The sequence below is a fragment of the Enterobacter sp. Ap-867 genome, assembly GCF_011752855.1.
In the GTDB taxonomy this organism is placed as follows: domain Bacteria; phylum Pseudomonadota; class Gammaproteobacteria; order Enterobacterales; family Enterobacteriaceae; genus Cedecea.
In genome coordinates this window covers 144,205-168,545 of the sequence record NZ_VWWS01000005.1, presented here as the reverse complement: position 1 = coordinate 168,545, position 24,341 = coordinate 144,205, and the positions used below count along the sequence as shown (strand labels likewise).

Here is a 24,341-nt window from a genome sequence, read left to right as displayed (position 1 = left end):
ATGACAAAATTTATCTGTTTCCACCCCGGCCGTTCGCCGTTGCGTGCAAACATAGCCTAAGCGGTAAAAAGCGCGTTAAGAGATTGCTGACAAAGAGGGAAAAAGCGTGGTTTTTCCCTCTTTGTGGTTATCAGCCGAAAATCAATGAATTGATTTTCCAGTTTATTTTTATGGCGACACATTGCAGAATTTTATCCCCATTAGATTTGTCAGAAGTCTGGTTAAGCTATTACCATCAAATAACAAAACACATCACCATGGAGTCATGCTATGGACAAGAAAATAGGGTTTATTGGCTGCGGTAACATGGGCAAAGCCATACTCGGCGGCCTGATTTCCAGCGGCCTTGTGCCTGCCGGCAATATCTGGATCTACACCCCGTCGCCGGACAAAGTTCAGGCCCTGTGCGAAGAATACGGCATTAACCCGGCGCAGAGCGCGCAGGAAGTTGCGCAGATAGCCGACATCGTCTTTGGTGCCGTGAAGCCAAACATCATGCTTAAGGTGCTGAGTGAAGTTAACTCCGACCTGAACAAAGACACCGTGATTATCTCCATTGCCGCGGGTATCACTCTGGAAACCCTGGCCAAAGTGCTGGGCCATGACCGGAAAATTATCCGTGCAATGCCGAATACCCCTGCACTGGTGAACGCGGGCATGACGTCGGTCACGCCAAACGCGCTAGTCACGCCGGAAGACATTGCCGATGCGGTGAGCATTTTCCGCAGCTTTGGCCAGGCCGAAGTCGTAAGCGAAGCGATGATCCACCCGGTCGTGGGCGTCAGCGGATCTGCCCCGGCTTATGTATTTATGTTTATCGAAGCCATGGCCGATGCCGCCGTGCTGGGCGGTATGCCGCGCAAACAGGCCTATCAGTTTGCCGCTCAGGCGGTGATGGGCTCGGCGAAGATGGTGCTGGAAACCGGTACCCATCCGGGTGAGCTGAAAGACATGGTTTGTTCCCCTGGCGGCACCACCATTGAAGCGGTCAAAGTGCTGGAAGAGAAAGGTTTCCGCGCTGCCGTGATGGAAGCGATGGTGAAGTGTATGGCGAAGTCAGAGCTGCTCGGGAAGTCCTGATTTTGATATAACCCCTCACCCTAACCCTTTCCCCGCGGGGGAGAGGGGATTAGATCGAGCATAAATCCCCTCATTAAAACCCAAAATAAAAGCCCTCTGCCGAGGGGAGAGGGCTCTGAATCGAGCATAAATCGACCGTCCCCCCCTCTCCCTCTCAGGAAGAGGGCCGGGGTGAGGGTCATTCAAAACAACTTATTTTTTCTTCAGGCAATTACTCATAAAGGTTTTTCTGGCGTCGCCCTTCAGCGATTGCTTCGCCGCGTCCGCATTACAGTCCTTCATTTTTTGTTGCTGAGGCGTCAGGGTTTTCCCCGCCGCGGCAGGCGCTTCCCCTTTGAGACAGCTGCTCATGTAGCTCTTACGCTGGTCCCCTTTCAGAGACTGCGAAGCCGCCTGCTGATTACAGGTCGTCATACGCTGCTGCTGCGGCGTCATCGTTTTATCCGCCGCCGTTGCTGACCCAACCAACCCTACCAGTAACACCGCTAATAATGAAAATTTCATACCTTATTCCTTTTTTATTGTGACGTTTAAAGTCTGGCCTAAGGCAAAAAAAATGCGACGTTTCCGCCGCATTTTTTTCTTACCTGTTACGCAAGCTCACCTTTACTCCAGCGCCATCGCTGATTTCATGGTATAGAACAGGTCGGTCTGATCGGTCAGCCCCACCACATTGGCTGCATGTGGGCCATAGGCCGCCACGCGTAGCTGGGTGCCGGTGTGCTCCTGAGATTCACCCTCGGAGTTGCCGTAGCTGATGACCATCACCGCGCCATCTTTGGTGTTCAGCGCCTGAGTCAGTCCTGGGGCTTTGGTGTCCGGCGCCACAATCTGGCTGGAATGGGCGTGGTCTGCGGTGACAACAACCAGGGTATTGCCGTCTTTACGGGCAAACTCCAGCGCTTTTTGCACGGCTTCATCGAGATCGACCGTCTCGCCAATCTGCCCGCATGGGTTAGCGGCGTGATCCTGTTTATCAATAGAAGCGCCTTCGACCTGAAGGAAGAAGCCTTTCTCGTTTCCTTTCAGCAGGTCGATAGCTTTTTCGGTCATCTGCGCCAGGGTCGGCACGCTGCTGTCGCGCTTCGGATTAGGCGTACAGGTCACGGCTGGCTGATCGATATTCCCGTGGTAAGTGGCCTTCGGGCCTTCCCAACGCACAGGCATATTGCCGTCGGCGAACATACCGATCAGCGGTTTTTGCTGGTTAGCTTCTGTCACCGACGCAAGGCCGGCGGCGTTATCCACCCACTGATAGCCACGGGCATCGGCCTGCTCGCGCAGCGTTTTCCCGTTCCATTCACCGGCTTTTGCCGTTTCACTAAAGGTTTTTGCCCCACCACCAAGCGTCACGTCGGCGCGGGTATTCAGCAGTTGCTCGGTAATGGAGCCTTTGCCCCCGTTTTCCAGCGCGTTAGTGGCACATTTTTCGCTGGTGGCGCTTGGGCCATAGCATTTACGCCCCGTCACGTGGGAAACCAGCGCCGCTGGCGTGGCATCCTGAATTTCCGCCGTGGATACGTTGCCCGTCGCCTTACCGGCCGCCTTCGCCAGTTCGAGGATGGTGACGTGATCTTTCCCGTCAACGTCCACGCCCAGTGCACCGTTATAGGTTTTCACGCCGGTACTCCACGCCGTAGCGGAAGCAGCAGAATCGGTGACGTAATCCGGCTTTTTCGTTTTCTTGTCTAAAGAATAATGGGTGTATTGCCCGGTCAGCGGTAAGGCATCAATTCCTTTAAAGAAACCACCAGCCCCTTCGGCATAGTTTCTGGCGGCGGTAATTTCCGAATCGCCCATTCCGTCGCCAATCAGCAGAATAATGTTCTTCGCTGTTTTATTGTTGAGCGAGGCACGGATCGCTTCAGTTTGATCGCCTGTAATACGGCGAGCACCACCCGGCTGAGTTAAATCTCCCTGAGCGGCGCGATTTTCCAGAGGGGAAGAGGATGTTTCTTGTGATTTTGATGGGGCGCTGACAAGCAGCAAAGGCAGCAGGCTGGCGATAATTACGCTCTGTTTCACTTTATTTTCTCCATGTAGTAACTACTGAATATAAATAAAAACAGAGCGAGTATAAAAATGACTTATGACACTAATATGACAGTAAAATTTGATTCAACTACGGGGATGGATAAGGAGCTTTTTTAAATATTGTCGGAGTAATTCGGTATCCTGGACCGGCACTGCCGTCTTTGGGGAGGCATCATCTAACGCCCCTTCAATGCTGGCAACCAGCGCCGAACGTTCTCCCTGTTCAAGGCGTCTCAATAAGGCTGTGACCACTATTTCCAGCGCTTCAACCTGAGCAACCAACTCTTTCGATTCTTCTTCCTTTTCGGCGAGCTTAACCAATAACTCAGCAATAAGATTTTTCATTTTCTCAGTCCCTGCGGGGTTAAGGCATGACGTTAACACTCAGATCCACCTGAGAGCAATATCTCAGGTTAAATATGTGCGTCACAGCAAATAGCAGCAATATTAAAATGATTCCGTCTGATAATAATCCCGACAACGAATTTTTTGCACCACAAAAAAAGAATAATGGAATATTATTCTCTAAATCTGTGGTAGCGACTAAATGAATAATAAGTCGAAATCAATCTTCATATTTTGCTCAATAATATCCCACACAGAGAAACTGGCTGGCGGCTAAGTGCTTTTACTGGCCAGCGCCTGGCGGGCATTCTTGCGCTTAAAAGCCACCGCCAGCTGCCAGACATTGAACAGCACAACCACGGCGGTTGCCGCAAAAACGTAACGAAAACCGGCCATTGCGGAAACCCCTGCCCCCATTAAAGGCCCGGCGACATTCCCCAAATACATAAACGACTGGTTATAACCGAAGATACGCCCGGTGACCTGGTCGCTGCAGTATTTGAGCAACAGCGTTTGCACCGCCGGTAACATTGCCCCGTCGGCAAAACCCAGCAAAAAGCGCAAGATGCCAAGCTGCATCGGCGAGGTGACAAAGGACATGGCAAGGAATAACACCACGGCGCAGCACAGCGTCGCCATCAAAATACGTTCAGTGCCAATCCGGTCGCCCAGTTTGCCCAATTTAGGTGCGGCAAAGAGCGCGGATATGCCCGGCAAGGCGGCGATAAACCCGCTCATAAACGCAATATTGTTGCTGTCCGGGGCCAGCTGTTTAATAAACAGCGCCAGAATCGGGCCAATCGAGCCGTTACAGAGCTGGATCACCAGCGTGGTGATAAACAGACTGAGGATCAGCCAGGGGTAAGGCAGCGTGGCGAAAACTTCTTTCCCGGTCAGGCGCTCATCTTTGCTGATTTTCGGGCGAGCGCCCTCTTTTATCAGCAGCAGCGTCACCAGGAAACTGACCATCAGCAGCCCCGCGGTGGCAAAGAATACCGGCCTTAGCCCAAGATGATCCGCCATAAAACCGCCGAGCAGCGGGCCCACAATCACACCGCTGATTTGCCCGGTTGAGAGCGTACTGATAGCCCAGCCACTGCGCTCGCGTGGCACCTGAGAGGCAATCAGCGCCATTGCATTAGGAATATAACCCGACGTTAACCCCATTACCGCGCGCAACAGGAACAGCTGCCAGACGTTGGTGGCAAAGGCCTGGAGAAGAATCGCCACCGCCATACCAAACGAGGCGCGAAGCAACATCAGCTTGCGCCCTTTGCGGTCGGCCAGGCTGCCCCACATCGGCGAAACGATAGCCGAAACCAAAAACGTGACGCTGAACGTCAGGCCGGACCAAAGGGAAAGGGCTTCGTGGGAAGTGACGCCAAGCTGCTCAACGTAGAGCGGAAGAAAAGGCAAAATTTGGCTGATCGCAAGGCCGGTAAAAAAACAGCCGAACCAGACCGAAATGAGATTGACCTTCCAGGACTCCATAGCGCGCTTTTTCAAAGGGGATGCAACCAGAATAGAACGATTTCTGGAAAGCTTATCACACTAATGAATATTGCCGTCAGCGCCCCGGCGCTGTCATTACGATCCAGACATGATTGCTTACTAAAGCACATATCCTGCCCGACCGGACAGGTTGTTGCAGGAACCACATGAATCCCCGGAATGAGCGTGCTATGTTGTCCTCTTTCGTAAAGTTTATGGGTGGATTAAAGGCATGGCAAAACTGCGGGTTGGTATCGTGTTTGGTGGAAAATCGGCAGAACACGAGGTGTCGCTGCAGTCGGCAAAAAATATCGTCGACGCCATTGATAAGTCGAAGTTTGATGTTGTGCTGCTGGGGATTGATAAACAGGGCCAGTGGCATATCAACGATGCGTCCAGCTACCTGCTGAACGCCAACAATCCGGCGCTTATCGCCCTGAACCGGTCAGAGAAAAACGTGGCGCTGGTCCCCGGCCAGACCGAACACCAGCTGATTGAAACCAGCACCGCAGAACAGCTTTCCCAAATTGACGTGATTTTCCCGATTGTGCACGGCACGCTGGGCGAAGACGGTTCCCTGCAGGGCATGCTCCGCGTCGCCAATCTGCCGTTCGTCGGCTCCGGCGTGCTGGGCTCAGCGGTCAGCATGGATAAAGACGTCGCCAAACGCCTGCTGCGCGATGCGGGCCTGAACGTGGCTCCGTTCATCACGCTAACCCGCGCTAACCGCGCCAAAATCAGCTTCGCCGAGGTTGAAAAACAGCTGGGTCTGCCGCTGTTTGTCAAGCCAGCCAACCAGGGTTCCTCCGTCGGCGTCAGCAAAGCCAGCACCGAAGAGCAATATCACGCGGCGGTGGCGTTAGCCTTTGAGTTTGACCATAAAGTGGTGGTTGAAACCGGCATTAAAGGCCGTGAAATCGAGTGCGCCGTGCTGGGGAATGATTACCCGCAGGCCAGCACCTGCGGCGAGATCGTGGTGAACAGCGAGTTCTATTCGTACGACACCAAGTACATTGATGAGCAGGCGGCACAGGTTGTCGTTCCGGCGGCGCTCGACGCCGACGTTAACGACAAAATCCGTAAAATTGCGGTTCGTGCCTATCAGGCGCTGGAGTGCAGCGGCATGGCCCGCGTCGACGTGTTCCTGACGGAAACTAACGACGTGATCATCAATGAGATCAACACGCTGCCGGGCTTTACCAACATCAGCATGTATCCCAAGCTATGGCAGGCCAGCGGTATCAGCTACCAGGAGTTGATAACCCGCCTGATTGAGCTTGCCCTTGAGCGCCACCAGCAGGATTGCGCGCTGAAAAGCTCGATCACTTCGTAATCCTTAAGGCTCCGCCGTGCCCGACTCTTCCCGGGGACGGCGGATAATAAAGCCCGCAAGCCAAAAACCGATCGCCCAGGTCACCAGCCCCACCGCATAGCTCTGCCAGCCCTTCGTTTCCAGGCCCAGCAGGCCGACCACGCCATTCAGAATAAAAATCAGCCCAATCGCCACCGCATAGTAGTGCCAGTCCCGACGCATTTTCAGGGTTAACATAGCCGCCTCACGCATTCAAAAATAAGCCTGCTGGCATTGTCGCACATCGGCGGCAGAGAAACGCGCGGTTGCCACGCACTCCGCTAGCATAATGTTAACGAGATTTACCTTAGGTTACGAAAATGTGAACTTGAGCAAAAAATGCAAATCCAGGAGGATTCTGGCCTCCAAATTACCAGCAATCTGATATTGACAACGCTTATCACCTGCCAAAATTCACGCCATGAGATGCCACACATTCGGTTCAGATTGCGTTTTTACGGGAGGTCGTGATGCCTGATATTTCATTGTCGAAAGCCGTTATTCCGGCTACTCGGGTCATAATGACAGCAAAATCAGAAAGATCGGTGCCGGGCAATATCGCCTATGCGCTGTTCGTTCTCTTTTGCTTCTGGGTGGCCACCCAAATGCTGAATCTTATTGTGCAGGCGCCCGGCCTGCTGGAATACCTGGCGCAAGGCAACGATGCCAGCCGCCCGCGCATTGAGATGGGCCTGGCGGTCAGCACCGTGTTCGGGCTGATTCCCTTCCTGCTTGGCGCTGTCGCCATCGGCATTGTCGCCCTGACGATACGCCTGAGAAACCGCCGCCACTCGGCCTGGTATTACTGATCAAAAAGGCGGAAGCTTTGCCGCTTCCGCCCGCCATCGTCACCTCTGCATACAGCTTGCCCGCCTGTCGTCCACGCGTTTTGCAAACCAGGCCGTGGTCAAATTACGGGTGATTTTAGGGCTTTCAAGCACGATCCCCGGCAGCACTTCTCTGGCCAGCGGCTGCCCCGCTTTTTTCTCCGCTATCGCGAAGACCTGCTTGTAAAGACTGGTTTTTTCAAACCCAATGCTGTCGCCTTTTTGTAGCGCCCGGCGGATTTCGCTGTCGCTCATATCCAGCTGTTTCGACAGCTTACGTACCGCCATTTCGGTGCTGCTCGGTTTATCGCTGGTGTAAAGGATCAGATCCCCGTCCAGCGCCAGCTTCACGCCCGTCGCCTTACTCACTGCGCTCTGGAAAGCCGCATTGCGGCTGGCGTACCAGCCCGCGTTGTAGTCGGCGAAGCGATAAAGCGGTTTCGTATAGTTAGCCGGGTAATTCAGCAAGTGGTAAGTCCCGAACCAAAGCCCACCGCGGCGGGTGAAAACTTCCTGCCTCACCGTCCCCTCTATTTTCCACGGGTAGCCATCGGTATGTTTCTCGGCAAACGCCACGCTGACCTGCATCGTGCCGCCGGTGCGTACCGGGTTAAAGCTGCCGAACAGCTTTTGCCCCATCGGCACCATCGTCAGGAAATCATCGAAAATAGCGCTGAGCTGCCCTTCGGTTTTGACGTTATCCAGCCGCTCGCTATAGCTTTTGCCGTTGGGGGAGTTAATGCGCAGCGCGGTGTGCACCAGCAGCGGCGGGATGTGCATTTTTTCCGCGCGGCGGTCGATCTCTTTCCAGGCAATTTTATTCAACCCCGGCACCGCCGGATCGGCCTGCAAATTAGACTCCTGCAGCGCCACCGCCAGCACCGAACAGATATTCTCTTCGCTCTGCTCGAGGTTCTGGCTTTTCAGGGTCGTCAGCAGATCTTTTGCCAGCCCCGCGCGATCCTTCACCCCGTCAGGGATTTTGCGCTGGGCCAGGGTTTCGATATCTACCGGTTTTGCCGCCGTTGTCGTGGTACCCGGCGTTGTGGTTTTAGTTGTACAGCCGGCCAGCACAAGCAGCGCCAGCAGCCCCGGCACGGCAAGCCGCCGGGCCGGAGAGAGATAACCCACCATGTTAATATCCTTTCCCTTTCATCATCAACCGCACCACCCTGCCTGTTTTTCAGTTTGTGCGCTACTGGAAATCACCGATTGACAACTAGATGCCTGGTCAGTAATTTCATTTGCAACTACTGACCAGGCAAATACCATGAGTAATACTACGGGTAATCCCTATTCCAAACTGCACCTTGGCCTGCTGATTCACCTGTCGAACCAGTTCAAAGACCAGCTCATCACCCAGTACTTTTCGCCGATGGGCATCACCGGTGCGCAATTTAAAGTCTTGATAAGCATCTTTAAGGGCTTTAACAGCCCGGTAGAAGTCAGCAAAAACCTGGTGATGGATACCGGCGCCATGAGCCGCATGCTTGAACGAATGGTGAAGCGAGATCTGATCGTGCGAAACGTGAATCCCGAAGATAAACGCCAGGTCATTCTGGCGCTGACTGAGAAAGGGCAAGAGCTGTGCGAAGCTTTCCAGAACGATGCGCTGGCGTCGATCATCGGCACCCTTACCGAGCGCCTGACGCCTGAAGAAGCAAAGCAGCTCAATGAACTGCTGATCAAAATGCTGCCGGATGAGATCACCGAGCGCCACCTCTAAGCTTTCTGATTAAGGCCACATAAAAATGCAAACCTCTACCGAGCAGGTTGAACGCGCGCCGAGCAAGCGCAAGCGTAACTTCGCCATTTTTCTCATTATCCTGCTGCTGATAGGCGCCGGCTGCGTGGCGTGGTACATGCTTTACGCGCGCTACTACGAAACCACCGACGACGCCTACGTCAACGGCAACCAGGTCACGCTGACGCCGCAAATCGGCGGCACGGTAACGCAGGTCAGCGTCGATGAAGGAGACTACGTCGAAAAAGGGCAGCCGCTGGTACAGCTCGACCCAAGCGACACCGAAATCGCGCTCCAGCAGGCAGAAGCCAACCTTGCGAATACCGTGCGTCAGGTACGTGGACTTTACAGCACCGCGGATAACTACCGGGCTCAGGTCGCCGCGAAGCAGGTGGCACTGCAAACGGCACAGAGCGACTACGCTCGCCGCCAGAAGATTTTTGCCACCGGGGCTATCGCCGCTGAAGACCTGTCCCATTACCGCGATGCCGTGACCAGCGCGCAAAGCGACCTCACCGCTGCCCAGCAGGCATTGCGCACTAATTTAGCGATGGTGGATGACACGGTTATCGACAGCCATCCGGAAATTAAAAGCGCCGTAGCCACGCTGCGCCAGCGCTTCCTCGATAACGCCCGCAGCACCATCGTTGCGCCGGTGAGCGGCTTTGTCGCTAAACGCGCCGTTCAGTTGGGAATGCGCGTTGATTCCGGCACCACCCTGCTGGCGATTGTGCCGCTGGACCAGGTCTGGGTAGACGCCAACTTCAAAGAGAGCCAAATGCAGGACATGCGCCTGGGGCAAAAGGTAACGCTCACCGCCGATCTCTACGGGGACGACGTGGAGTATCACGGTACCATTGAAAGCCTCGGCATCGGCACCGGCAGCGCCTTCTCGCTGCTACCGGCCCAGAACGCCAGCGGGAACTGGATCAAAATCGTTCAGCGTCTGCCGGTGCGCATCACGCTTGATCCGCACGACATGCAGAAACACCCGCTGCGGGTAGGCCTGTCGATGTTCGCTCGCGTTGATATTCGCAATGCAGACGGCCACCTGCTGCCGCAAAAAACCGTCGCCGCGCCGCGCTTCACCACCGACGTTTACCAGAACGCGCTGGACGAAGCTGACCAACTGGTCACCAAAATCCTTCATGACAACAGCCAGCCGGTAGCGTCAGCCAACCGCTAAGAGAGACGTTATGCAAGATAAGGCGGCGTTTACGCCTCCCAGCCTGCTGCTGGCGACGATCGCGCTGTCGCTGGCGACGTTTATGCAGGTGCTGGACTCCACCATCGCTAACGTGGCGCTGCCGACGATCGCCGGTAACCTCGGCGTCAGCGCCGACCAGGGTACCTGGGTTATCACCTCGTTCGCGGTGTGTAACGCCATTGCCCTGCCGCTGACCGGCTGGTTTACCCGCCGGTTCGGGCAGCTCAAGCTGTTTGTGGGTTCTGTGGCGCTGTTCACCCTCACCTCGTTCCTGTGCGGCTTTGCCCACAGCATGACCGAGCTGATTATCTTCCGCGCGCTGCAGGGCTTTTTCGCCGGGCCAATGTTCCCGATGTGTCAGACGCTGTTGCTGATTATCTTCCCGTCCAGCAAGCGAAGTATGGCGCTGGCGCTGCTGTCGATGGTGACGGTTGTCGCGCCGATTGTCGGGCCGATCACCGGCGGCTGGATCACCGATAACTATTCCTGGCCGTGGATCTTCTACATCAACGTGCCGATCGGGATCTTTGCCGCCATCGTGGTCTGGACGCAGCTGCGCGAGCGTGAAGAAACGACCACCATCGCCCCTATCGACTACATCGGGATTGCGCTGCTGGTGCTGGGCGTGGGGCTGCTTCAGGTGGTGCTGGATAAAGGGAACGATCTCGACTGGTTCGCCTCGCCGGAGATCATCACCATGTCGGTTATCTCCGCGGTTTCACTGGTGTCGTTTGTCATTTGGGAGCTTGGCGAGCGTCACCCAATAGTCAACCTGAGGCTGTTCGCCGACCGCAACTTCGCCATCGGCACGCTGTCGCTGACGCTGGGCTACGCGGCGTTCTTCGCCATCAACATTATTCTGCCGCAGTGGCTGCAAACCCAGATGGGCTACACCGCCATCTGGGCCGGGCTGGCCGCCGCGCCGATGGGTGTGTTACCGCTGTTGCTGACGCCGATTGTCGGGCGCTACGCCAATAAGGTTGATATGCGCCTGCTGGCCACGCTGTCGTTCCTGACCATGGGCGCTTCGTGCCTGCTGCGCGCGCAGTTTAATACCAACGTGGATTTCCGCACCATCGCCGAAGTGCAGCTGTTTATGGGGATTGGCGTGGCGTTCTTCTTCATGCCGATCACCACCATTGTGCTGTCGAACCTGCACGGCGTTGAGGTCGCGGAAGGCTCCGGGCTGGCAACCTTCTTCCGCGTGCTTGGCGGGTCGTTTGCTTCGTCCCTGACCACCTGGATTTGGTCGCGCCGCGAGGTTTATCATCATGCCAACCTGACGGAGAGCGTCTCAGCCTACAATCCGTCGGCGGTGGATTACCTGCACAAAATGGGCGGCGCCACGCAGCAGCACCTGGCCGTGGTGGATAAAACCATTGAGCAGCAGGCCTATATGATGTCGACCATCGACTACTTCTGGCTGCTGGGCTGGGGCTTTATGGCGCTGATTGTCGTGATTTGGTTTGCCCGTCCGCCGTTTATAAGGGCTGGAGCGCCGGGTGCCCCTTCCGCAGGGCATTGATCAGAAAGAACCAGTAAAAAGGGATGGCATTACGCCATCCCTTTACGGTTGCTGACGAAGAGGGAAAAAGCGTGGTTTTTCCCTCTTCGTGGTTATCAGCCGAAAATCAATGAATTGATTTTCCTGATTTTTTAAAAAGCTGCCTGGTATTTCTTCTGCCCACAGTGCTTACCACCAGTCTGAAAGGGATGGCATTACGCCATCCCTTTTCTTTTCGCCTCAGACGGCTTCTTCGGTGCCCGGCACCGGCACATCCTGCAGCGTTCGCTCGAAGCTGCGCAGACGTTTGTAGATAGACATCAATTCAACCAGCGTGGTCCAGGAACTGATCAAGTACTGGAACGAGCCGCGCACCTGGCCAAAAGCGTTGGTGATCTGCTGCATCAGCCCCAGGGTAATCGCGCCTGCGGCAATAGAAGGGAACAGCAGGAAAAGACCAAACACGTTGTCTATCTGCAGATAAAGAATCCGCACAATATTAAAGTAGGTGTAGTGGAAGTAGAGACGGAAATAGTTATGCCGCACGTCGCCAAACAGCGCTTTAACCGTTGGCGGCGTAGCACGGCTGCCGTCGTCTTCCCCGTAAACCAGCTCTTTACGGTAGGCGGCCTCAACTTTTTGGTTATTAAACTGCAGCCCCGGCAGCTTTATCCCGACCGCGGCCAGCAGGCCGGTGCCCATTAGCGACCAGATAATCGCCGCAATCACCAGGCCATAAGGCACCGCCCCGACAATCGGCAATTCTTTCACGTGTGGAGACAGCGCGACAAGAATCGGCAGGAAAGCAATCAGCGTCATCACCGACTGCAGCAGGCTCACGCCCATATCCTCAAGCGTTGAGGCAAAGCGCATGGTGTCTTCCTGCACACGCTGGGCAGCCCCTTCGATATGGCGCAGCTTCTGCCAGTGCTCCATATAGTAGTCGTTCATCGCCGTGCGCCAGCGAAACACATAATGGCTGATAAAGAAGCTGTTCAGCACGCCGACGGTGACATAAATCAGCGCGATACCAAGAAACACGCCGGTTTCGCTATAGAATCGCTGCAGCGGGACTTTATTCGGGGACGCTAACGCGGTTTGGATAAGGTCAAAGAACGGTGCATACCAGGCGTTGATCGCCACGCCCAGTTCGACCATAAACCAGGTCACAAAGACGATAAGCGAAGAGCCGAGAATCGACCAGCGCTGCCACGGATGCGGACTCACCAGTGCCCATACACCGGCAAAAAGGCCCACACTGACAGCATAAAAAGCATAAAAAACAAATGCTTTTAACGTCCAAAAACGTGCCGCACTGATCGGTATTTGCTGGCTGGCACCCGCAAGGTTTTCCAACCACAGGCCGCCGCCGGCCTGCCAAAATATGACTGCGAGTAGTCCCCATATTGCCGCCGAAAGAAAAAACAGCTTCGGCGACGGGAAGAAAGATTTGAACATGACAACACTCCTGGGACGACTTTTTGTTGTTATATCTGCTGGTTATAGCGAACGTTCTACGATAATGCTTGCAGAATGTTGTATCAAGGAGTGAGAGAGGCTTACATAAGCTAGCGCCAGCCTTTGAGAATGGCCTCGGCCGTTCTTATGCGGGGGACAGGAGACCATTGTGCCCCTTCTCCGCCACCACAAGGCCGGGTTCAGGCCTGCCAACGCACTTCAAAAACGTGGCACGCCTGCCTGAAAATTAAATCGTGTAAAGCCTGGCGTGGCCAAAAGGCCGGGTTTTAAAACGGCGATGCAGCCACAGATACTGCTCCGGCGCGCGCATAATTTCGTGCTCAATTTTACGGTTCACATAGGCTGCGGCGGCCTGCTCATCTTCGCCGGGATAATCACAGAACTCCGGCTCGATGACCAGTTGGTAGCCCGTCCCACAGGGCTTGCGGATCAAAACCGTGGTCAGAATGGCGGGTTTTGCCAGACGGGCAATAGTAAAGGTACCGTTGGTTGTCGCGGCCTGTTGAACCGCGAAGAAAGGCGCAAAAGAACTGCCTTTCGGACCATAGTCCTGATCCGGGGCGAACCACACCGCCTCGCCGGATTTCAGCGCTTTCACCATTCCCTTCAGGTTACGCCTGTCGAGCATCGCTTTGTTGGAGCGCGAGCGCCCACGGGTTTGCACATATTCCATGACTTTGTTGTTGTGCGGCCGGTACATCGCCATCATCGGGCGACACAACCCCATGACGCGCCCGCCCAGTTCCAGCGACATAAAATGCACGCCGATCACCATCACGCCTTTGCCTTTGTCGCAGGCGGCATTGATGTGCTCCAGGCCACGAACATCAAACCATTTTTGCACTCTCTCATCCGGCCAGAACCAGGCCATACCGGTTTCAATCAGTCCCATGCCGAGGGAGGCAAAGTTTTGCAGCACGGTGGCCTCAACCTGCGCTTCGCTGTAGTGCGGGAAGCAAAGGTGAAGATTCTGGCGGGCAATGGTGACCCGGCGCTTGAGAAAATGCATCGAGAAACGGCCAATCAGGTCGCCCATTTTCATCAATGCCGGGTACGGAAGCTGAACCCACAGCCAAAGCACACCCAGCCCAAACCAGGTCAGCCAATAGCGAGGATGCAGGAGGCACTTATAAAACAGCGGTTTAGTAGACATATTCACTTCTTTAATGCGAGGGGATAATGTATCGCATAAAGAATTGAATCAATCGCGGTACGCCTTAAGCCGTTACTAAGATTCCGGGGTTCAGAAATAGTTGCACTCAGACCGTTAATAACGAGCAGGATAATACGCACTTTTTGCTAAAGCAGCGTAGCGAAATCATCGGTCTTTAATCTTATTTAAGATCTTTCTTTATGGTCGCCGGGCAACAGCGCCAGCCTGAGTGTAAAAACAGGCAAAAAATGCTTTATTAAACCGCAACTGACAAACTTTTGTGCGTCATCTGGTGATGTAACGCACGGTTACGCTTTTCAGGCCGTAAAGGCTGAATTGACGCTTTGCATAAGGGCGCGGAGTAGTATAAATACCTGCTATACCGCCTTATTTTTTAAACTGGATTTTTGCGTTGAAAACTCGTCTTCCTCGTCTTCTTTTGCTGGCCGCTGCGCTGCTGCCAGCGCTCAGTTTTGCGCAACCGTCTCCGGCACCTGAATTTGCCGCCGACGTTGTCGATCGCTATGCCAACCATATTTATTACGGCAGCGGAGCCACCGGCATGGCTATCGTGGTGATTGACGGTAACCAGCGGGTGTTTCGCAGCTTCGGCGATACCCGGCCAGGCAATAACGTTCGCCCGCAGCTGGATTCGGTGATCCGCATCGCCTCACTGACAAAGCTGATGACCAGCGAAATGCTGGTAAAAATGCTCGATCAGGGGAAGGTTCAGCTCAACGATCCGCTCAGCAAATATGCGCCTCCCGGCGCCCGGGTGCCGACCTTTAACGGCCAGCCGATTACGCTGATTAACCTGGCCACTCATACCAGTTCCCTGCCGCGCGAACAGCCCGGCGGCGCAGCGCACCGCACGGTGTTCACCTGGCCGACGCGGGATCAGCGCTGGAACTGGCTCTCGCAGGCCACGCTGAAAGCCGCCCCGGGCACCGTGGCCGCCTATTCAAACCTGGCGTTTGACCTGCTGGCTGATGCCCTGTCCCGCGCAACCGGCAGGCCATATGCCGACCTGTTCGATGAGCAAATCGCTCGCCCGCTGGGGATGAAAGACACCACCTTTACCCCGTCACCAGACCAGTGCAAGCGCCTGATGATTGCCGAGAAAGGCGCCAGCCCTTGCGATAACACGCTGGCGGCGGTGGGCAGCGGCGGCGTCTATTCTACCCCCGGCGATATGATGCGCTGGATGCAGCAATTCCTCTCTTCCGACTTCCATCATCGCGGCAGCCAGGCAGACAGAATGCAAACCCTGATTTATCAGCGCAGCCAGCTGCATAAGGTCATTGGCATGGATGTGCCGGGAAAAGCCGACGCGCTGGGCATGGGCTGGGTCTGGATGTCACCGAAAGAGGGCCGCCCGGGCATTATTCAAAAAACCGGCGGCGGCGGCGGCTTCATTACCTATATGGCGATGGTGCCGCAGAATAACGTGGGCGTTTTTGTGGTGGTCACACGCTCGCCGCTGACTCGCTTCGTTAACATGAGCGACGGCGTGAACGATCTGGTGACTGAACTTAGCGGTAATAAGGCTGTAGTAACACCGGCATCCTGAGGATTGCGCGCGGCGTTTAGCTTACCGCCGCGCCATTTTTACGGCGCTTCTTATCCACATACATAAGCGTGTCCGCCTCGCGTATCGCATCGTCCGGCGTGATAGTAGCCGGATTCACGGCGATAGCCCCGATGCTGGGCCCCGCATAATCAATCACGCAGGATTTTAGCTGGTACTCGCCGCTCAGCAGCTCTGCCAGTCTGGCACGAAAAGCCATGGTCGCTCGCAGAGCTTCGCTGTATTCCGTAGGCCCCGCACCGGCAACGATAAACTCATCGCCGCCCAGGCGACCTAATATTTCGTCCCCCCTCACGCCCTCTTTCAGCCGCTGGCCGATGGCGCAAAGGAAATCGTCCCCGGTTTCATGCCCGTGCAAATCGTTTATCTGTTTAAATCCATCCAGATCGGCAAAGGCCACCAGCACGTAGCGGGCGTCATCTTTGGCGCGCGAGAACAAACGAGGCAGCTGATCGAAGACCGCGCGGCGGTTAGGCAACCCGGTTAATTCATCGGTGTAGCTGGCGGTCGTCAGCGCGACGTTGGCCTGCTGAAGCTTTTTCAATAGCTGCTCATTCTGAATCTGCTGTGCAATCAGCTGAGAAAACAGCTGCAAGACCTGTTCGCTATGATCGGTCAGCTCGCGCTGTTCAGAACTGGCGGCGCAGAGCGTGCCGTAGAGCGAACCATCGGCAAGGGTCACGGGCGTGCTGACGTAGGTCACAATCCCCAGCGCCTTTGCCGCTTCAGAGTCACCCCATACGCTTGCGACATCGCAGGTATAGCGGCGGCCTTCGTCTAAAGCGCGTTTACATAGCGTGTCTTCCCAGGGCACGGAAAGCCCTTCGGGAATATTCATCGCCTTGGTATTGCGGGAGAAAACAATTTGCTGCTGGCTACCCTCCGCATCAATGCGGGTCAGGTAGGTGGATTCCATGTTAGTCACCAGCTCCAGCATTTCCAGCAGCTGTCTGACCAAACCTTCCAGGGTGTATTCGGCGTCTAAAGCGGAAGAGATTCGCTCAATCAGATTATCAATCATCACACTGAAATACCTTTATCGGAGGTGCAGACTTGCGCCGGGAAGCGCACTTTTTACCGTATCACAACGGCAACTTCTACCCCTCAAAATATGATATTTCTGCCGGTAATTAAACCTTGCAAAATGTAGCGACTTAGTGTGAATGCAGCTTGCCCCGGGAATCCAGAGAGATAAGCACCACCGAAGAGATAATCAGCAGCGACCCCATCCAGTCCGGCAGCGTAAAGCTAATGCCCAGCAGCAGCACCGAGAGCAATGCGCTGCTCAGCGGCTCCGCGCAGCTAAGAATGCTGGCCTTTGGCCCGCCAATCATTTGCGCCCCTGTCAGGTAGAGGCTGAAAGTGATCGCCGTGCCGACTATCACCAGGTAGAAGAAGGCCAGCAGCGTGCCGCCGGTGGCGGTGAAACTGCCGATCTGGCTGGCGTAAAACGGCAGCAGCGCCGCGCCGCCCAGCAGCATACTCCAGCCCACAACGGGCAGTGTGCCGTAGCGAGCAATCAGCTTCGAGGGATAGGTCGTGTAAAACGCTGCGGCAAACGCGGAGGCGATACCCCAGAACAACGCGCTGCCGGAAATGGTAATCGACGCTGGATTGCCGTGAGTCACCAGCACAAACGTCCCGATTAACGAGGTGCCAATCGCGGCATAAACCAGTTTGCCGGAACGCTTTTTCCGCACAAAGGCAAACCAGGCCACGATAATGGTCGGCGAAAGGAATTGCAGCACCGTCGCTGTCGCGGCGTTGGACTGTTCGATGGTCAAAAGGAAGGTCAGCTGCACCGTCAACGCGCCGCAGAGGGTAAAAATCAGCAGGGAAATCAGGTCGTTTCGCTGCTTAAACACGGCGAAGATTTTGTCCCCGTGCATAAACGACAGCATCAGCAGAATCAGGCCGGAGAACAGCAGTCGGAGCATGGTCAGTGACGCCGAGGAAATATGGCTTTGCTCCATGATGTACTGCGCACAAACCCCGGAGCTTCCCCACAGCACCGCCGCAAACAACACATACAGCATCCCTTTCCGACTAACGCTCATTCCCCTGCCCTTTTAACACCCGTTTCTTTAGCGCAGCATGATAGCGTAAATCAGGGAGGATTAGTTGCCGAACGTTGCTACCGGCAACGTCCGGCACAGCAAAAGCAGCGGCTATCGGAAATTATAAATAACGGTGACCTGAATAATGTTTTTTTCTGCCAAATGGCTTACTGTAATCGTCTCCTCTGGGTCGTTCCCCTGCCAGCAAACAGCTTCGAAAAAACAATCATTTTGTTTTATATACCCTTTCGCATTCAGATAGGTATCAATTCTGCTGGAGTCAGCAACATCATAGAATCGGATCGCATGAATAAGTGCAGCAGGACCAGTAATATTCGCATAGTCAAAGTCGTACCGGGGGGAAATACGCGGCATTTCTCGCAGGATATCGGGGGTATAAAATTTATATTCCCGCTTGTCCTGCTCGGTGTAATGGGCGCTACCCGCGAACTCCATTGTTATATAAGGCCACGCCCACACCAGCCCGGCGGCAATAACCGCAGCGACCGCGATAAGCACTTTTAAAGCGTTACGCATAAGGTAACGTCCCTCCCTTTGCTTTATCGATATATGAGCCATCGGCGCTGGCAATCCTGACAATGCCTGAGCGGAAATCGCTCCACGGCCTGACGGTTTGCATAAAGTTATCCTAAATACGGAAAGGTGCCGGACGTTGCTATCGGCAACGTCCGGCACAGCATAATCAGCGGCTATCGTAGATTATAAATAACGGTGACCTGAATAATGTTTTCTTCTTTCAGATTGCTTACCGTAATCGTCTCCTCGGGATCGCTCCCCCGCCAACATATCGCTTTAATATGGCACTCCTTTTGTTTTATATATCCCTTTCCTTCCAGATAGGCATCAACCCGACCGGAGTCATCAATATCATAGAAACTGATTGCGTGGATAAATGCGGCAGGCCCGGTAATGTTCACATAATTAAAGTCGTAGCGGGGGGAAATCCGCGGCATTTCTCGCAGGATATCGGGGGTGTAAAATTTATATTCCCGCTGGTCCTGTTCGGTGTAATGGGCGCTACCCTCAAAGCTCATCTCTATATATGGCCAAGCCCAGACCAGCCCGGCGGTAATCACCGCAGCGACCGCGATAAGCACTTTTAAAGCGTTACGCATAAGGCAACGTCCCTCCCTTTGCTTTATCGATATATGAGCCATCGGCGCTGGCAATCCTGACAATACCTGAGCGGAAATCGCTCCACGGCCTGACGGTTTGCATAAAGTTATCCTAAATCCGGGAAGGAGACGGACGTTGCTATCGGCAACTTCCGGTACAGCAAAAGTAGCGGCAATCAGTAGTCATAAATGACGGCGATCTGGATAATATTTTTTTCTGCCAAATGGCTTACTGTGATCGTCTCCTCGGGATCGCTCCCCTGCCAGCAAGCAGCTTCTATAAAGCAATCATTTTGTTTTACATACCCTTTTACATCCAGATAGGTATCTATTCTGCTGGAGTCAGCAACATCATAGAATCGGATCGCATGAATAAATGCCCCAGGCCCGGTAACGTTCACATAGTCAAAGTCGTACCGGGGGGAAATCCGCGGCATTTCTCGCAGAATATCGGGGGTATAAAATTTATATTCCCGTTTGTCCTGCTCGGTGTAATGGGCGCTACCCGCGAACTCCATTGTTATATAAGGCCACGCCCACACCAGCCCGGCGGCAATCACCACAACGACCGCGGTAAAAATTTTTAAAGAGTTACGCATAAGGTAGTACCCCGTTTCTTCCATTATCGATATATGAGCCATCGGCGCTGACGACCCTGACAATACCTGAGCGGAAGTCGCTCCACGGCCTGACGGTTTGCATAAAGTTAGGCAAGTTGCCCTTGTAAGGTCTGGCGTTGGGGAAGATATCGGGGTCGGGAAACAACAGAGGCCGGAACGATTCGTTTTTCCAGCCGCCAATTTTGCCGTAATGATCCCAGCGTTTAAGCGCTTTTTCTCGGCTGACTACACGTAACATGCCAAATGGCTTTGGGATAGAAACAACCCGATAGAACCCCAGCAAATTTGACACCAGATCCTCGCCGCTAAATCCGCTGTCCGTCACCAGGCTAACGGGGAATGACGCCTGCAGCCCTTCGAACTTGCGCGCCAACGACATCATCATTGCCAGCGCAATACTTCTGCGCTCAAGTGGGGTGCGGCCACGTTTAATCCGCCATTTAATAAATTTGCCCATTTTAATCAGTCGGCCCGGGCTGGTCATAGCCTGTGAATAAGCTACATCGTAATACTCCTTTTCCTGCCTTTCCCCCGAGTCAATGTCCCGCAACAAATTTCGTATATCGGTCCCCTGAGCGTGGCCCAAATCGACCCATCCCAGTACTTCTGTATAAATAAGACCATGGGAGATATCAACAGCAACCTCTCCACCAATTATATCACTCCGCTTGCTCTTCGCTTTACACTCCTTGTTCAATAGATGAGATTTAATTTATGCAGTCACCTGTTTCATTCATCATAATTATATTACCCAGACATCACATCATTAAATATAATAACTCATAAAACAAACCCCTCTCGATTATATATAATCTCTCAAACCAGGAGATAAATTGCCACTGGAGAATATAAAATAAAAACTTAATTAATATTTAATTATAAATAACGCCAACCCGATTAAAAGCAGCTGGCGTTATTTGGGGGGACTTTAGTGGGTTTTACGGCGCAGCAGCTTAAAGGCAATAAAGAGGAACACTATCCAGGCCGGCAGCAGCATGGCAGACACGCGCATCCCGTCAATGGTACACATCAGCCCCAGCACCATCATCATAAAGGCGATGCACAGGTAGTTACCGAACGGGTAAAGCAGCGCCTTGAAGCGGGTTTCATGCCCCTGACGGCGCATCGCGCGACGGAACTTGATGTGCGCCAGCGAAATCATGATCCAGTTCAGCAGCAGCGTTGCCACCACCAGCGCCATCAGCAGGCCAAAGGCGTCATGCGGCAGCACATAGTTGAGGACGACAACCAGCGAAGTGATCGCGCCAGACAGCAGCAGTGAATTCACCGGCACGCCACCGCGGCTGACTTTCGCCAGGAATTTTGGCGCATTGCGCTGCACGGAGAGGCCGAACAGCATGCGGCTGTTGGAATACACGCCGCTGTTATAAACCGACAGCGAAGCCACCAGAATCACGAAGTTGAGCGCCGAGGCAACCACATTGCTGTTCAGCTCGTGGAAAATCATCACAAACGGACTGCTGTTGGACTTGATCTCCAGCCACGGGTAGAGCGAAAGCAGCACCACCAGCGAGCCGATATAAAACAGCAGAATGCGATACACCACCTGGTTCACCGCTTTCGGGATGGTGGTTTGTGGCGAACGCGCCTCGGCCGCCGTAATACCGATAAGCTCCAGCCCGCCGAACGAGAACATAATCACCGCGAGGGACAAAATCAGCCCGTGCCAGCCCGTGGCGAGGAAGCCGCCGTGCTGCCAGAGGTTGCTCACGCCCGCGCGCTCGCCGCCGTGGCCGGAAGCCAGCAGCCAGATGCCGAAGCCAATCATACCGACAATCGCCAGCACCTTAATCAGCGCAAACCAGAACTCCATCTCGCCATAAAGGCGCACGTTCACGAGGTTCGCGGCGTTAATCACCACGAAGAACAGCGCCACCCAGGTCCAGGTCGGCACGTCCGGGAACCAGTACTGCATATAAATGCCGCCGGCGGTCAGCTCTGCCATGCCGACCAGCACGAACATCACCCAGTAGTTCCAGCCGGACAGGAAGCCAGCAAACGGCCCCCAATATTTATAGGCAAAATGCGAAAATGAACCAGAAACCGGCTCTTCAACCACCATCTCACCGAGCTGGCGCATGATCAGAAATGCAATGATCCCCGCCACGCCGTAGCCCAGCAGGACCGCAGGCCCCGCCATTTGGATCGCCGGGCCAATGCCGAGAAAGAGTCCGGTGCCGATCGCGCCGCCCAGCGCAATCAGCTGAATATGGCGATTCTGCAAGCCGCGCTGTAATTGATGGCCATCCTCCGGCCCCGCACCCTGGCCCTGTGGCTCAGAGGCGACTGACGTGTTTTTCACGCCCTGCTCCTTTGTGATTTGTCAAAGGGGCACCTTTTAACACCTGAAGCTAAGAGTGGCAAGGAATGGTTACACTTCGGAAATAATCCTTGGTGAATGTTATGCTCACGCCCGTTTATCACCGGAGGAAAGGAGCAGGCATTGAAAACGCAAAAACGGGCGCTGGGCTGCGTGGCTATCGTCGTGGATGATTACGACAAGGCGATTGAATACTACACCCAAAAACTGGGCTTCACGCTTGTGGAGGACACGCCTCAAGAGGGAAAACGCTGGGTTGTGGTCACGCCAAACCCGGAAAGTGATTGCCACCTGCTGTTAGCCAAAGCCACCAACGAACGCCAGCAGGCTTCTATTGGCGATCAGTGCGGCGGCAGGGTTTTCCTTTTCCTTCACACCGATGATTTTTGGCGCGATCACGCCATGATGACGGCCAACGGCGTGCATTTCTGTGAAGTTCCACGAGAGGAAGAATACGGCACGGTTGCGGTCTTTGAGGATCTCTACGGCAACCGCTGGGACTTGCTCCAGCACAACTAATACGCTTTGTGGGGGCAAAGGAACAAATCGCTATAAGGCATAGCGTTTCGTTGTTAGACAGGCAAGATCCGGGCTTTTATCTTTCGTCATGATTTGTAAATTTTACAGCAAAAAATCTTGAGGGAATGCTATTGGCCAGGTTACTTGATGCATTACAAACAAAACCCACGCGCTTTCGCCTGGCCTTACAGGCAGCCCTGATTAGCAGCGTGGTGGCTTTCTCCGGCGCGGCGGCGGCCGATGACCTCTTAAAAGAGGGCATCACGCCCGCCACCGACGCCAGTCAAATCCCGGCCACGGCCAAGCTGCGCAAAGACACCGTGGTCGCCGGGATTTCCGAACCTCAGGGGATCTTCAACCCTTACTTCTTCGTTAACGGCTGGGATGAAAACGTCACCAACGTCATTTTCTCACGCCTGATCGACTGGGACAGCCATGGCAATCTGGTCCCTGGCCTCGCCGAAAGCTGGACGGTCAGCCCGGATGGCAAAGTCTATACCATCAAACTGCGCCCTGGCCTGACCTTTAGCGACGGTTCCCCACTGACCGCCGAAGACGTCGCGTTCACGCTCACCGTGCTGTATGACCCGAAATATGATGGCGATACCGACATCACGCTCGCCAACATCGCGGGCGGTGCCGAATACAAAGCCGGGAAAGCCGACAGCGTCAGCGGCCTGAAGGTGATTGACCCGCTCACGCTGCAGGTCACCACCACCCAGCCGGGTGCAACCACGCCAGGCAAAATCGGCGGCCCCGTGCTATCGAAGGCGTACTACGGCAAAGGCTACCAGCGCGGCAACCTGGATTACCTGCGTACCCTGCACGGCAAACCGCTGGGCAACGGCCCGTATGTGTATGAGAAATACATCCCAGGGCAGGAAATTCGCTTCCACGCCAACACCCATTTCTATCGCGGCACCCCGCCAACGCCGCGCTTTATTTACCGCGTGACTAACCCGTCCACCAACTTCCAGCTGTTCCAGACCGGCGAGACGGATTACGACGCCTTTACTTCCCGCCCGGACGATATTGAGCAGCTAAAACTGCTGGGCTTCGCCAATATCAACCTTTACGGCTCCAGCGACTACAGCAAGGTCGAATTCAACGTTCGCCGCCCGGCGCTGCAGGACGTAAAAGTTCGCCAGGCGCTGATCTACGGTCTGGATCGCCAGAAACTGATCGACGTGGTCTACCAGGGCTACGGCACGGTCGCCAACGAGCCGATCTCGCCGATCTCCTGGGCTTATAACCCGGAGGGCGTGAACCCGTATAAATTCGATCAGGCGCAGGCGAAAAAACTGCTGGATGAAGCAGGCTGGAAGCCTGGCCCGGACGGCATCCGCGTGAAGGACGGCAAGCGCCTGGAGCTGACGCTGCTGGTCAGCAAAAAAGTGCTGAACGACGCGCTGATCCCTATCGCCAAAGAGAACTGGCAGCAGATCGGCGTGCTGCTGAAGCCGCAGGTCGTCGACTTCAATGCCCTGATGGCGCAGCGTAAAGCGGGCAACTACGATCTGGCCTCCTTTAGCACCAGCACGCTGAACGATCCGCACGACGGCGTGTGGGATTACTACAGTACCGAAGCCAAAGAGTCCGGCTATAACAATCCGCAGGTGGACAAGCTGATTAACGAAGGCAACGCCACCCTCGACGAAGAAAAGCGCAAGGCGATCTACCACGAGCTGTATAAAGTACTGGCGGCAGATCCCCCGGCAATTCTGCTCGGCAACCGCAAAATCCTGTCCGCCAGCAGCGCCCGCGTCACCGGCTTTAAGCCAGACATCTACAACGGCCTGACCGGCAGCCTGCCGGATGTGAAAATCGTTAAGTAACGCAGTAACCCTTGCCGCCACCCTTTCACC

Annotated in this window: 24 protein-coding genes; 9 read left to right on the top strand and 15 right to left on the bottom strand. The window is 54.7% G+C overall.

From position 1 onward, the window contains the following. The first annotated feature begins 270 nt into the window (after window positions 1-270). Window positions 271-1,080: a pyrroline-5-carboxylate reductase gene (gene proC, locus F3J26_RS13640; RefSeq protein WP_008454480.1), complete on the top strand. Its 810-nt coding sequence runs from the start codon at window positions 271-273 to the stop codon at window positions 1,078-1,080. A gap of 192 nt (window positions 1,081-1,272) precedes the next feature. Here the strand turns inward: proC and F3J26_RS13635 are convergent, their stop codons facing one another. From F3J26_RS13635 to F3J26_RS13620, 4 genes are all read right to left on the bottom strand, one after another. Continuing rightward, window positions 1,273-1,584, bottom strand: coding sequence for a PsiF family protein (locus F3J26_RS13635; protein ID WP_008454479.1), 312 nt, complete (start codon window positions 1,582-1,584; stop codon window positions 1,273-1,275). A 102-nt stretch (window positions 1,585-1,686) separates the two neighbouring features. Further along, window positions 1,687-3,105: an alkaline phosphatase gene (phoA, locus tag F3J26_RS13630; protein WP_166994375.1), complete on the bottom strand. Its 1,419-nt coding sequence runs from the start codon at window positions 3,103-3,105 to the stop codon at window positions 1,687-1,689. A 93-nt stretch (window positions 3,106-3,198) separates the two neighbouring features. Next, window positions 3,199-3,459, bottom strand: a complete 261-nt coding sequence (gene iraP / locus F3J26_RS13625; RefSeq protein ID WP_038475168.1) for an anti-adapter protein IraP — start codon at window positions 3,457-3,459, stop codon at window positions 3,199-3,201. 273 nt (window positions 3,460-3,732) lie between these two features. After that, window positions 3,733-4,950 (bottom strand): MFS transporter, encoded by a 1,218-nt coding sequence (locus F3J26_RS13620; protein ID WP_166994373.1) that lies wholly within the window; start codon window positions 4,948-4,950, stop codon window positions 3,733-3,735. Window positions 4,951-5,182: 232 nt separating this feature from the next. Between F3J26_RS13620 and ddlA the strand changes: the two genes are divergently transcribed. Next, the gene (ddlA, locus tag F3J26_RS13615; RefSeq protein ID WP_008454473.1) at window positions 5,183-6,283 is read left to right on the top strand and encodes a D-alanine--D-alanine ligase; all 1,101 of its coding nucleotides are present in this window, start codon (window positions 5,183-5,185) and stop codon (window positions 6,281-6,283) included. A gap of 3 nt (window positions 6,284-6,286) precedes the next feature. Here ddlA and F3J26_RS13610 read toward each other — a convergent pair whose 3' ends face one another. Next, window positions 6,287-6,499 carry a DUF2754 family protein gene (locus F3J26_RS13610; protein ID WP_034807641.1) on the bottom strand — a complete coding sequence of 71 codons (213 nt, stop codon included), beginning with the start codon at window positions 6,497-6,499 and terminating at the stop codon, window positions 6,287-6,289. Between the two features lie 272 nt (window positions 6,500-6,771). On the opposite strand from F3J26_RS13610, the gene F3J26_RS13605 reads away from it, so the two are divergent. Next, a complete protein-coding gene (locus F3J26_RS13605) occupies window positions 6,772-7,110 on the top strand; it encodes a DUF2755 family protein (RefSeq protein ID WP_039296508.1) in 339 nt (112 codons plus the stop codon). A 39-nt stretch (window positions 7,111-7,149) separates the two neighbouring features. Here F3J26_RS13605 and F3J26_RS13600 read toward each other — a convergent pair whose 3' ends face one another. Next, complete coding sequence (locus F3J26_RS13600) at window positions 7,150-8,262, bottom strand: DUF1615 family protein (protein ID WP_166994371.1); 1,113 nt, start codon at window positions 8,260-8,262, stop codon at window positions 7,150-7,152. 136 nt (window positions 8,263-8,398) lie between these two features. On the opposite strand from F3J26_RS13600, the gene F3J26_RS13595 reads away from it, so the two are divergent. The 3 genes from F3J26_RS13595 to F3J26_RS13585 are packed head-to-tail and all read left to right on the top strand — an operon-like array spanning window position 8,399 to window position 11,604. After that, window positions 8,399-8,854 carry a transcriptional regulator, SarA/Rot family gene (locus F3J26_RS13595; protein WP_008454465.1) on the top strand — a complete coding sequence of 152 codons (456 nt, stop codon included), beginning with the start codon at window positions 8,399-8,401 and terminating at the stop codon, window positions 8,852-8,854. 25 nt (window positions 8,855-8,879) lie between these two features. After that, window positions 8,880-10,058, top strand: a complete 1,179-nt coding sequence (locus tag F3J26_RS13590; RefSeq protein WP_008454462.1) for an HlyD family secretion protein — start codon at window positions 8,880-8,882, stop codon at window positions 10,056-10,058. Window positions 10,059-10,068: 10 nt separating this feature from the next. After that, window positions 10,069-11,604 (top strand): DHA2 family efflux MFS transporter permease subunit, encoded by a 1,536-nt coding sequence (locus tag F3J26_RS13585; RefSeq protein ID WP_008454459.1) that lies wholly within the window; start codon window positions 10,069-10,071, stop codon window positions 11,602-11,604. Between the two features lie 219 nt (window positions 11,605-11,823). On the opposite strand, the gene sbmA is transcribed toward F3J26_RS13585, so the two are convergent. After that, a complete protein-coding gene (gene sbmA, locus F3J26_RS13580; RefSeq protein WP_008454456.1) occupies window positions 11,824-13,041 on the bottom strand; it encodes a peptide antibiotic transporter SbmA in 1,218 nt (405 codons plus the stop codon). Window positions 13,042-13,288: 247 nt separating this feature from the next. Then, entirely contained in the window at window positions 13,289-14,215 is a 927-nt protein-coding gene (gene lpxP, locus F3J26_RS13575; RefSeq protein ID WP_166994369.1) for a kdo(2)-lipid IV(A) palmitoleoyltransferase, read from the bottom strand. A 412-nt stretch (window positions 14,216-14,627) separates the two neighbouring features. Between lpxP and ampH the strand changes: the two genes are divergently transcribed. After that, window positions 14,628-15,785 carry a D-alanyl-D-alanine-carboxypeptidase/endopeptidase AmpH gene (gene ampH, locus F3J26_RS13570; RefSeq protein ID WP_166994367.1) on the top strand — a complete coding sequence of 386 codons (1,158 nt, stop codon included), beginning with the start codon at window positions 14,628-14,630 and terminating at the stop codon, window positions 15,783-15,785. A gap of 16 nt (window positions 15,786-15,801) precedes the next feature. Here the strand turns inward: ampH and F3J26_RS13565 are convergent, their stop codons facing one another. The 7 genes from F3J26_RS13565 to pheP form a co-directional block, all read right to left on the bottom strand. Then, window positions 15,802-16,824 carry a diguanylate cyclase domain-containing protein gene (locus F3J26_RS13565; protein ID WP_166994582.1) on the bottom strand — a complete coding sequence of 341 codons (1,023 nt, stop codon included), beginning with the start codon at window positions 16,822-16,824 and terminating at the stop codon, window positions 15,802-15,804. Between the two features lie 133 nt (window positions 16,825-16,957). After that, window positions 16,958-17,860 (bottom strand): EamA family transporter, encoded by a 903-nt coding sequence (locus F3J26_RS13560; RefSeq protein ID WP_166994365.1) that lies wholly within the window; start codon window positions 17,858-17,860, stop codon window positions 16,958-16,960. 111 nt (window positions 17,861-17,971) lie between these two features. Beyond that, on the bottom strand, window positions 17,972-18,397 hold the full coding sequence (locus tag F3J26_RS13555) for a hypothetical protein (RefSeq protein WP_166994363.1): 426 nt from the start codon (window positions 18,395-18,397) through the stop codon (window positions 17,972-17,974). A gap of 173 nt (window positions 18,398-18,570) precedes the next feature. Next, the gene (locus tag F3J26_RS13550) at window positions 18,571-18,996 is read right to left on the bottom strand and encodes a hypothetical protein (protein WP_166994362.1); all 426 of its coding nucleotides are present in this window, start codon (window positions 18,994-18,996) and stop codon (window positions 18,571-18,573) included. Window positions 18,997-19,172: 176 nt separating this feature from the next. Then, a complete protein-coding gene (locus F3J26_RS13545; protein WP_166994360.1) occupies window positions 19,173-19,595 on the bottom strand; it encodes a hypothetical protein in 423 nt (140 codons plus the stop codon). Further along, on the bottom strand, window positions 19,588-20,313 hold the full coding sequence (locus F3J26_RS13540; protein WP_205246504.1) for a hypothetical protein: 726 nt from the start codon (window positions 20,311-20,313) through the stop codon (window positions 19,588-19,590). The genes F3J26_RS13545 and F3J26_RS13540 overlap by 8 nt, the downstream gene beginning before the upstream one ends. A gap of 231 nt (window positions 20,314-20,544) precedes the next feature. Beyond that, the gene (gene pheP, locus F3J26_RS13535; RefSeq protein ID WP_166876228.1) at window positions 20,545-21,939 is read right to left on the bottom strand and encodes a phenylalanine transporter; all 1,395 of its coding nucleotides are present in this window, start codon (window positions 21,937-21,939) and stop codon (window positions 20,545-20,547) included. A 141-nt stretch (window positions 21,940-22,080) separates the two neighbouring features. On the opposite strand from pheP, the gene F3J26_RS13530 reads away from it, so the two are divergent. Both F3J26_RS13530 and F3J26_RS13525 read left to right on the top strand, forming a co-directional pair. Continuing rightward, window positions 22,081-22,476, top strand: coding sequence for a VOC family protein (locus F3J26_RS13530; RefSeq protein ID WP_008454438.1), 396 nt, complete (start codon window positions 22,081-22,083; stop codon window positions 22,474-22,476). Between the two features lie 125 nt (window positions 22,477-22,601). Then, complete coding sequence (locus F3J26_RS13525) at window positions 22,602-24,311, top strand: ABC transporter substrate-binding protein (RefSeq protein WP_442892310.1); 1,710 nt, start codon at window positions 22,602-22,604, stop codon at window positions 24,309-24,311. Window positions 24,312-24,341 lie beyond the last annotated feature (30 nt).

What these genes read in the sequence shown, in the direction of transcription:
- proC (WP_008454480.1), top strand. Translation starts at nt 271, where the DNA reads ATGGACAAGAAAATAGGGTTTATTGGCTGCGGTAACATGGGCAAAGCC.
- F3J26_RS13635 (WP_008454479.1), bottom strand. Translation starts at nt 1,584, where the DNA reads ATGAAATTTTCATTATTAGCGGTGTTACTGGTAGGGTTGGTTGGGTCA.
- iraP (WP_038475168.1), bottom strand. Translation starts at nt 3,459, where the DNA reads ATGAAAAATCTTATTGCTGAGTTATTGGTTAAGCTCGCCGAAAAGGAA.
- F3J26_RS13620 (WP_166994373.1), bottom strand. Translation starts at nt 4,950, where the DNA reads ATGGAGTCCTGGAAGGTCAATCTCATTTCGGTCTGGTTCGGCTGTTTT.
- ddlA (WP_008454473.1), top strand. Translation starts at nt 5,183, where the DNA reads ATGGCAAAACTGCGGGTTGGTATCGTGTTTGGTGGAAAATCGGCAGAA.
- F3J26_RS13610 (WP_034807641.1), bottom strand. Translation starts at nt 6,499, where the DNA reads ATGTTAACCCTGAAAATGCGTCGGGACTGGCACTACTATGCGGTGGCG.
- F3J26_RS13605 (WP_039296508.1), top strand. Translation starts at nt 6,772, where the DNA reads ATGCCTGATATTTCATTGTCGAAAGCCGTTATTCCGGCTACTCGGGTC.
- F3J26_RS13600 (WP_166994371.1), bottom strand. Translation starts at nt 8,262, where the DNA reads ATGGTGGGTTATCTCTCTCCGGCCCGGCGGCTTGCCGTGCCGGGGCTG.
- F3J26_RS13595 (WP_008454465.1), top strand. Translation starts at nt 8,399, where the DNA reads ATGAGTAATACTACGGGTAATCCCTATTCCAAACTGCACCTTGGCCTG.
- F3J26_RS13590 (WP_008454462.1), top strand. Translation starts at nt 8,880, where the DNA reads ATGCAAACCTCTACCGAGCAGGTTGAACGCGCGCCGAGCAAGCGCAAG.
- F3J26_RS13585 (WP_008454459.1), top strand. Translation starts at nt 10,069, where the DNA reads ATGCAAGATAAGGCGGCGTTTACGCCTCCCAGCCTGCTGCTGGCGACG.
- sbmA (WP_008454456.1), bottom strand. Translation starts at nt 13,041, where the DNA reads ATGTTCAAATCTTTCTTCCCGTCGCCGAAGCTGTTTTTTCTTTCGGCG.
- lpxP (WP_166994369.1), bottom strand. Translation starts at nt 14,215, where the DNA reads ATGTCTACTAAACCGCTGTTTTATAAGTGCCTCCTGCATCCTCGCTAT.
- F3J26_RS13565 (WP_166994582.1), bottom strand. Translation starts at nt 16,824, where the DNA reads ATGATTGATAATCTGATTGAGCGAATCTCTTCCGCTTTAGACGCCGAA.
- F3J26_RS13560 (WP_166994365.1), bottom strand. Translation starts at nt 17,860, where the DNA reads ATGAGCGTTAGTCGGAAAGGGATGCTGTATGTGTTGTTTGCGGCGGTG.
- F3J26_RS13555 (WP_166994363.1), bottom strand. Translation starts at nt 18,397, where the DNA reads ATGCGTAACGCTTTAAAAGTGCTTATCGCGGTCGCTGCGGTTATTGCC.
- F3J26_RS13550 (WP_166994362.1), bottom strand. Translation starts at nt 18,996, where the DNA reads ATGCGTAACGCTTTAAAAGTGCTTATCGCGGTCGCTGCGGTGATTACC.
- F3J26_RS13545 (WP_166994360.1), bottom strand. Translation starts at nt 19,595, where the DNA reads ATGCGTAACTCTTTAAAAATTTTTACCGCGGTCGTTGTGGTGATTGCC.
- F3J26_RS13525 (WP_442892310.1), top strand. Translation starts at nt 22,602, where the DNA reads ATGCTATTGGCCAGGTTACTTGATGCATTACAAACAAAACCCACGCGC.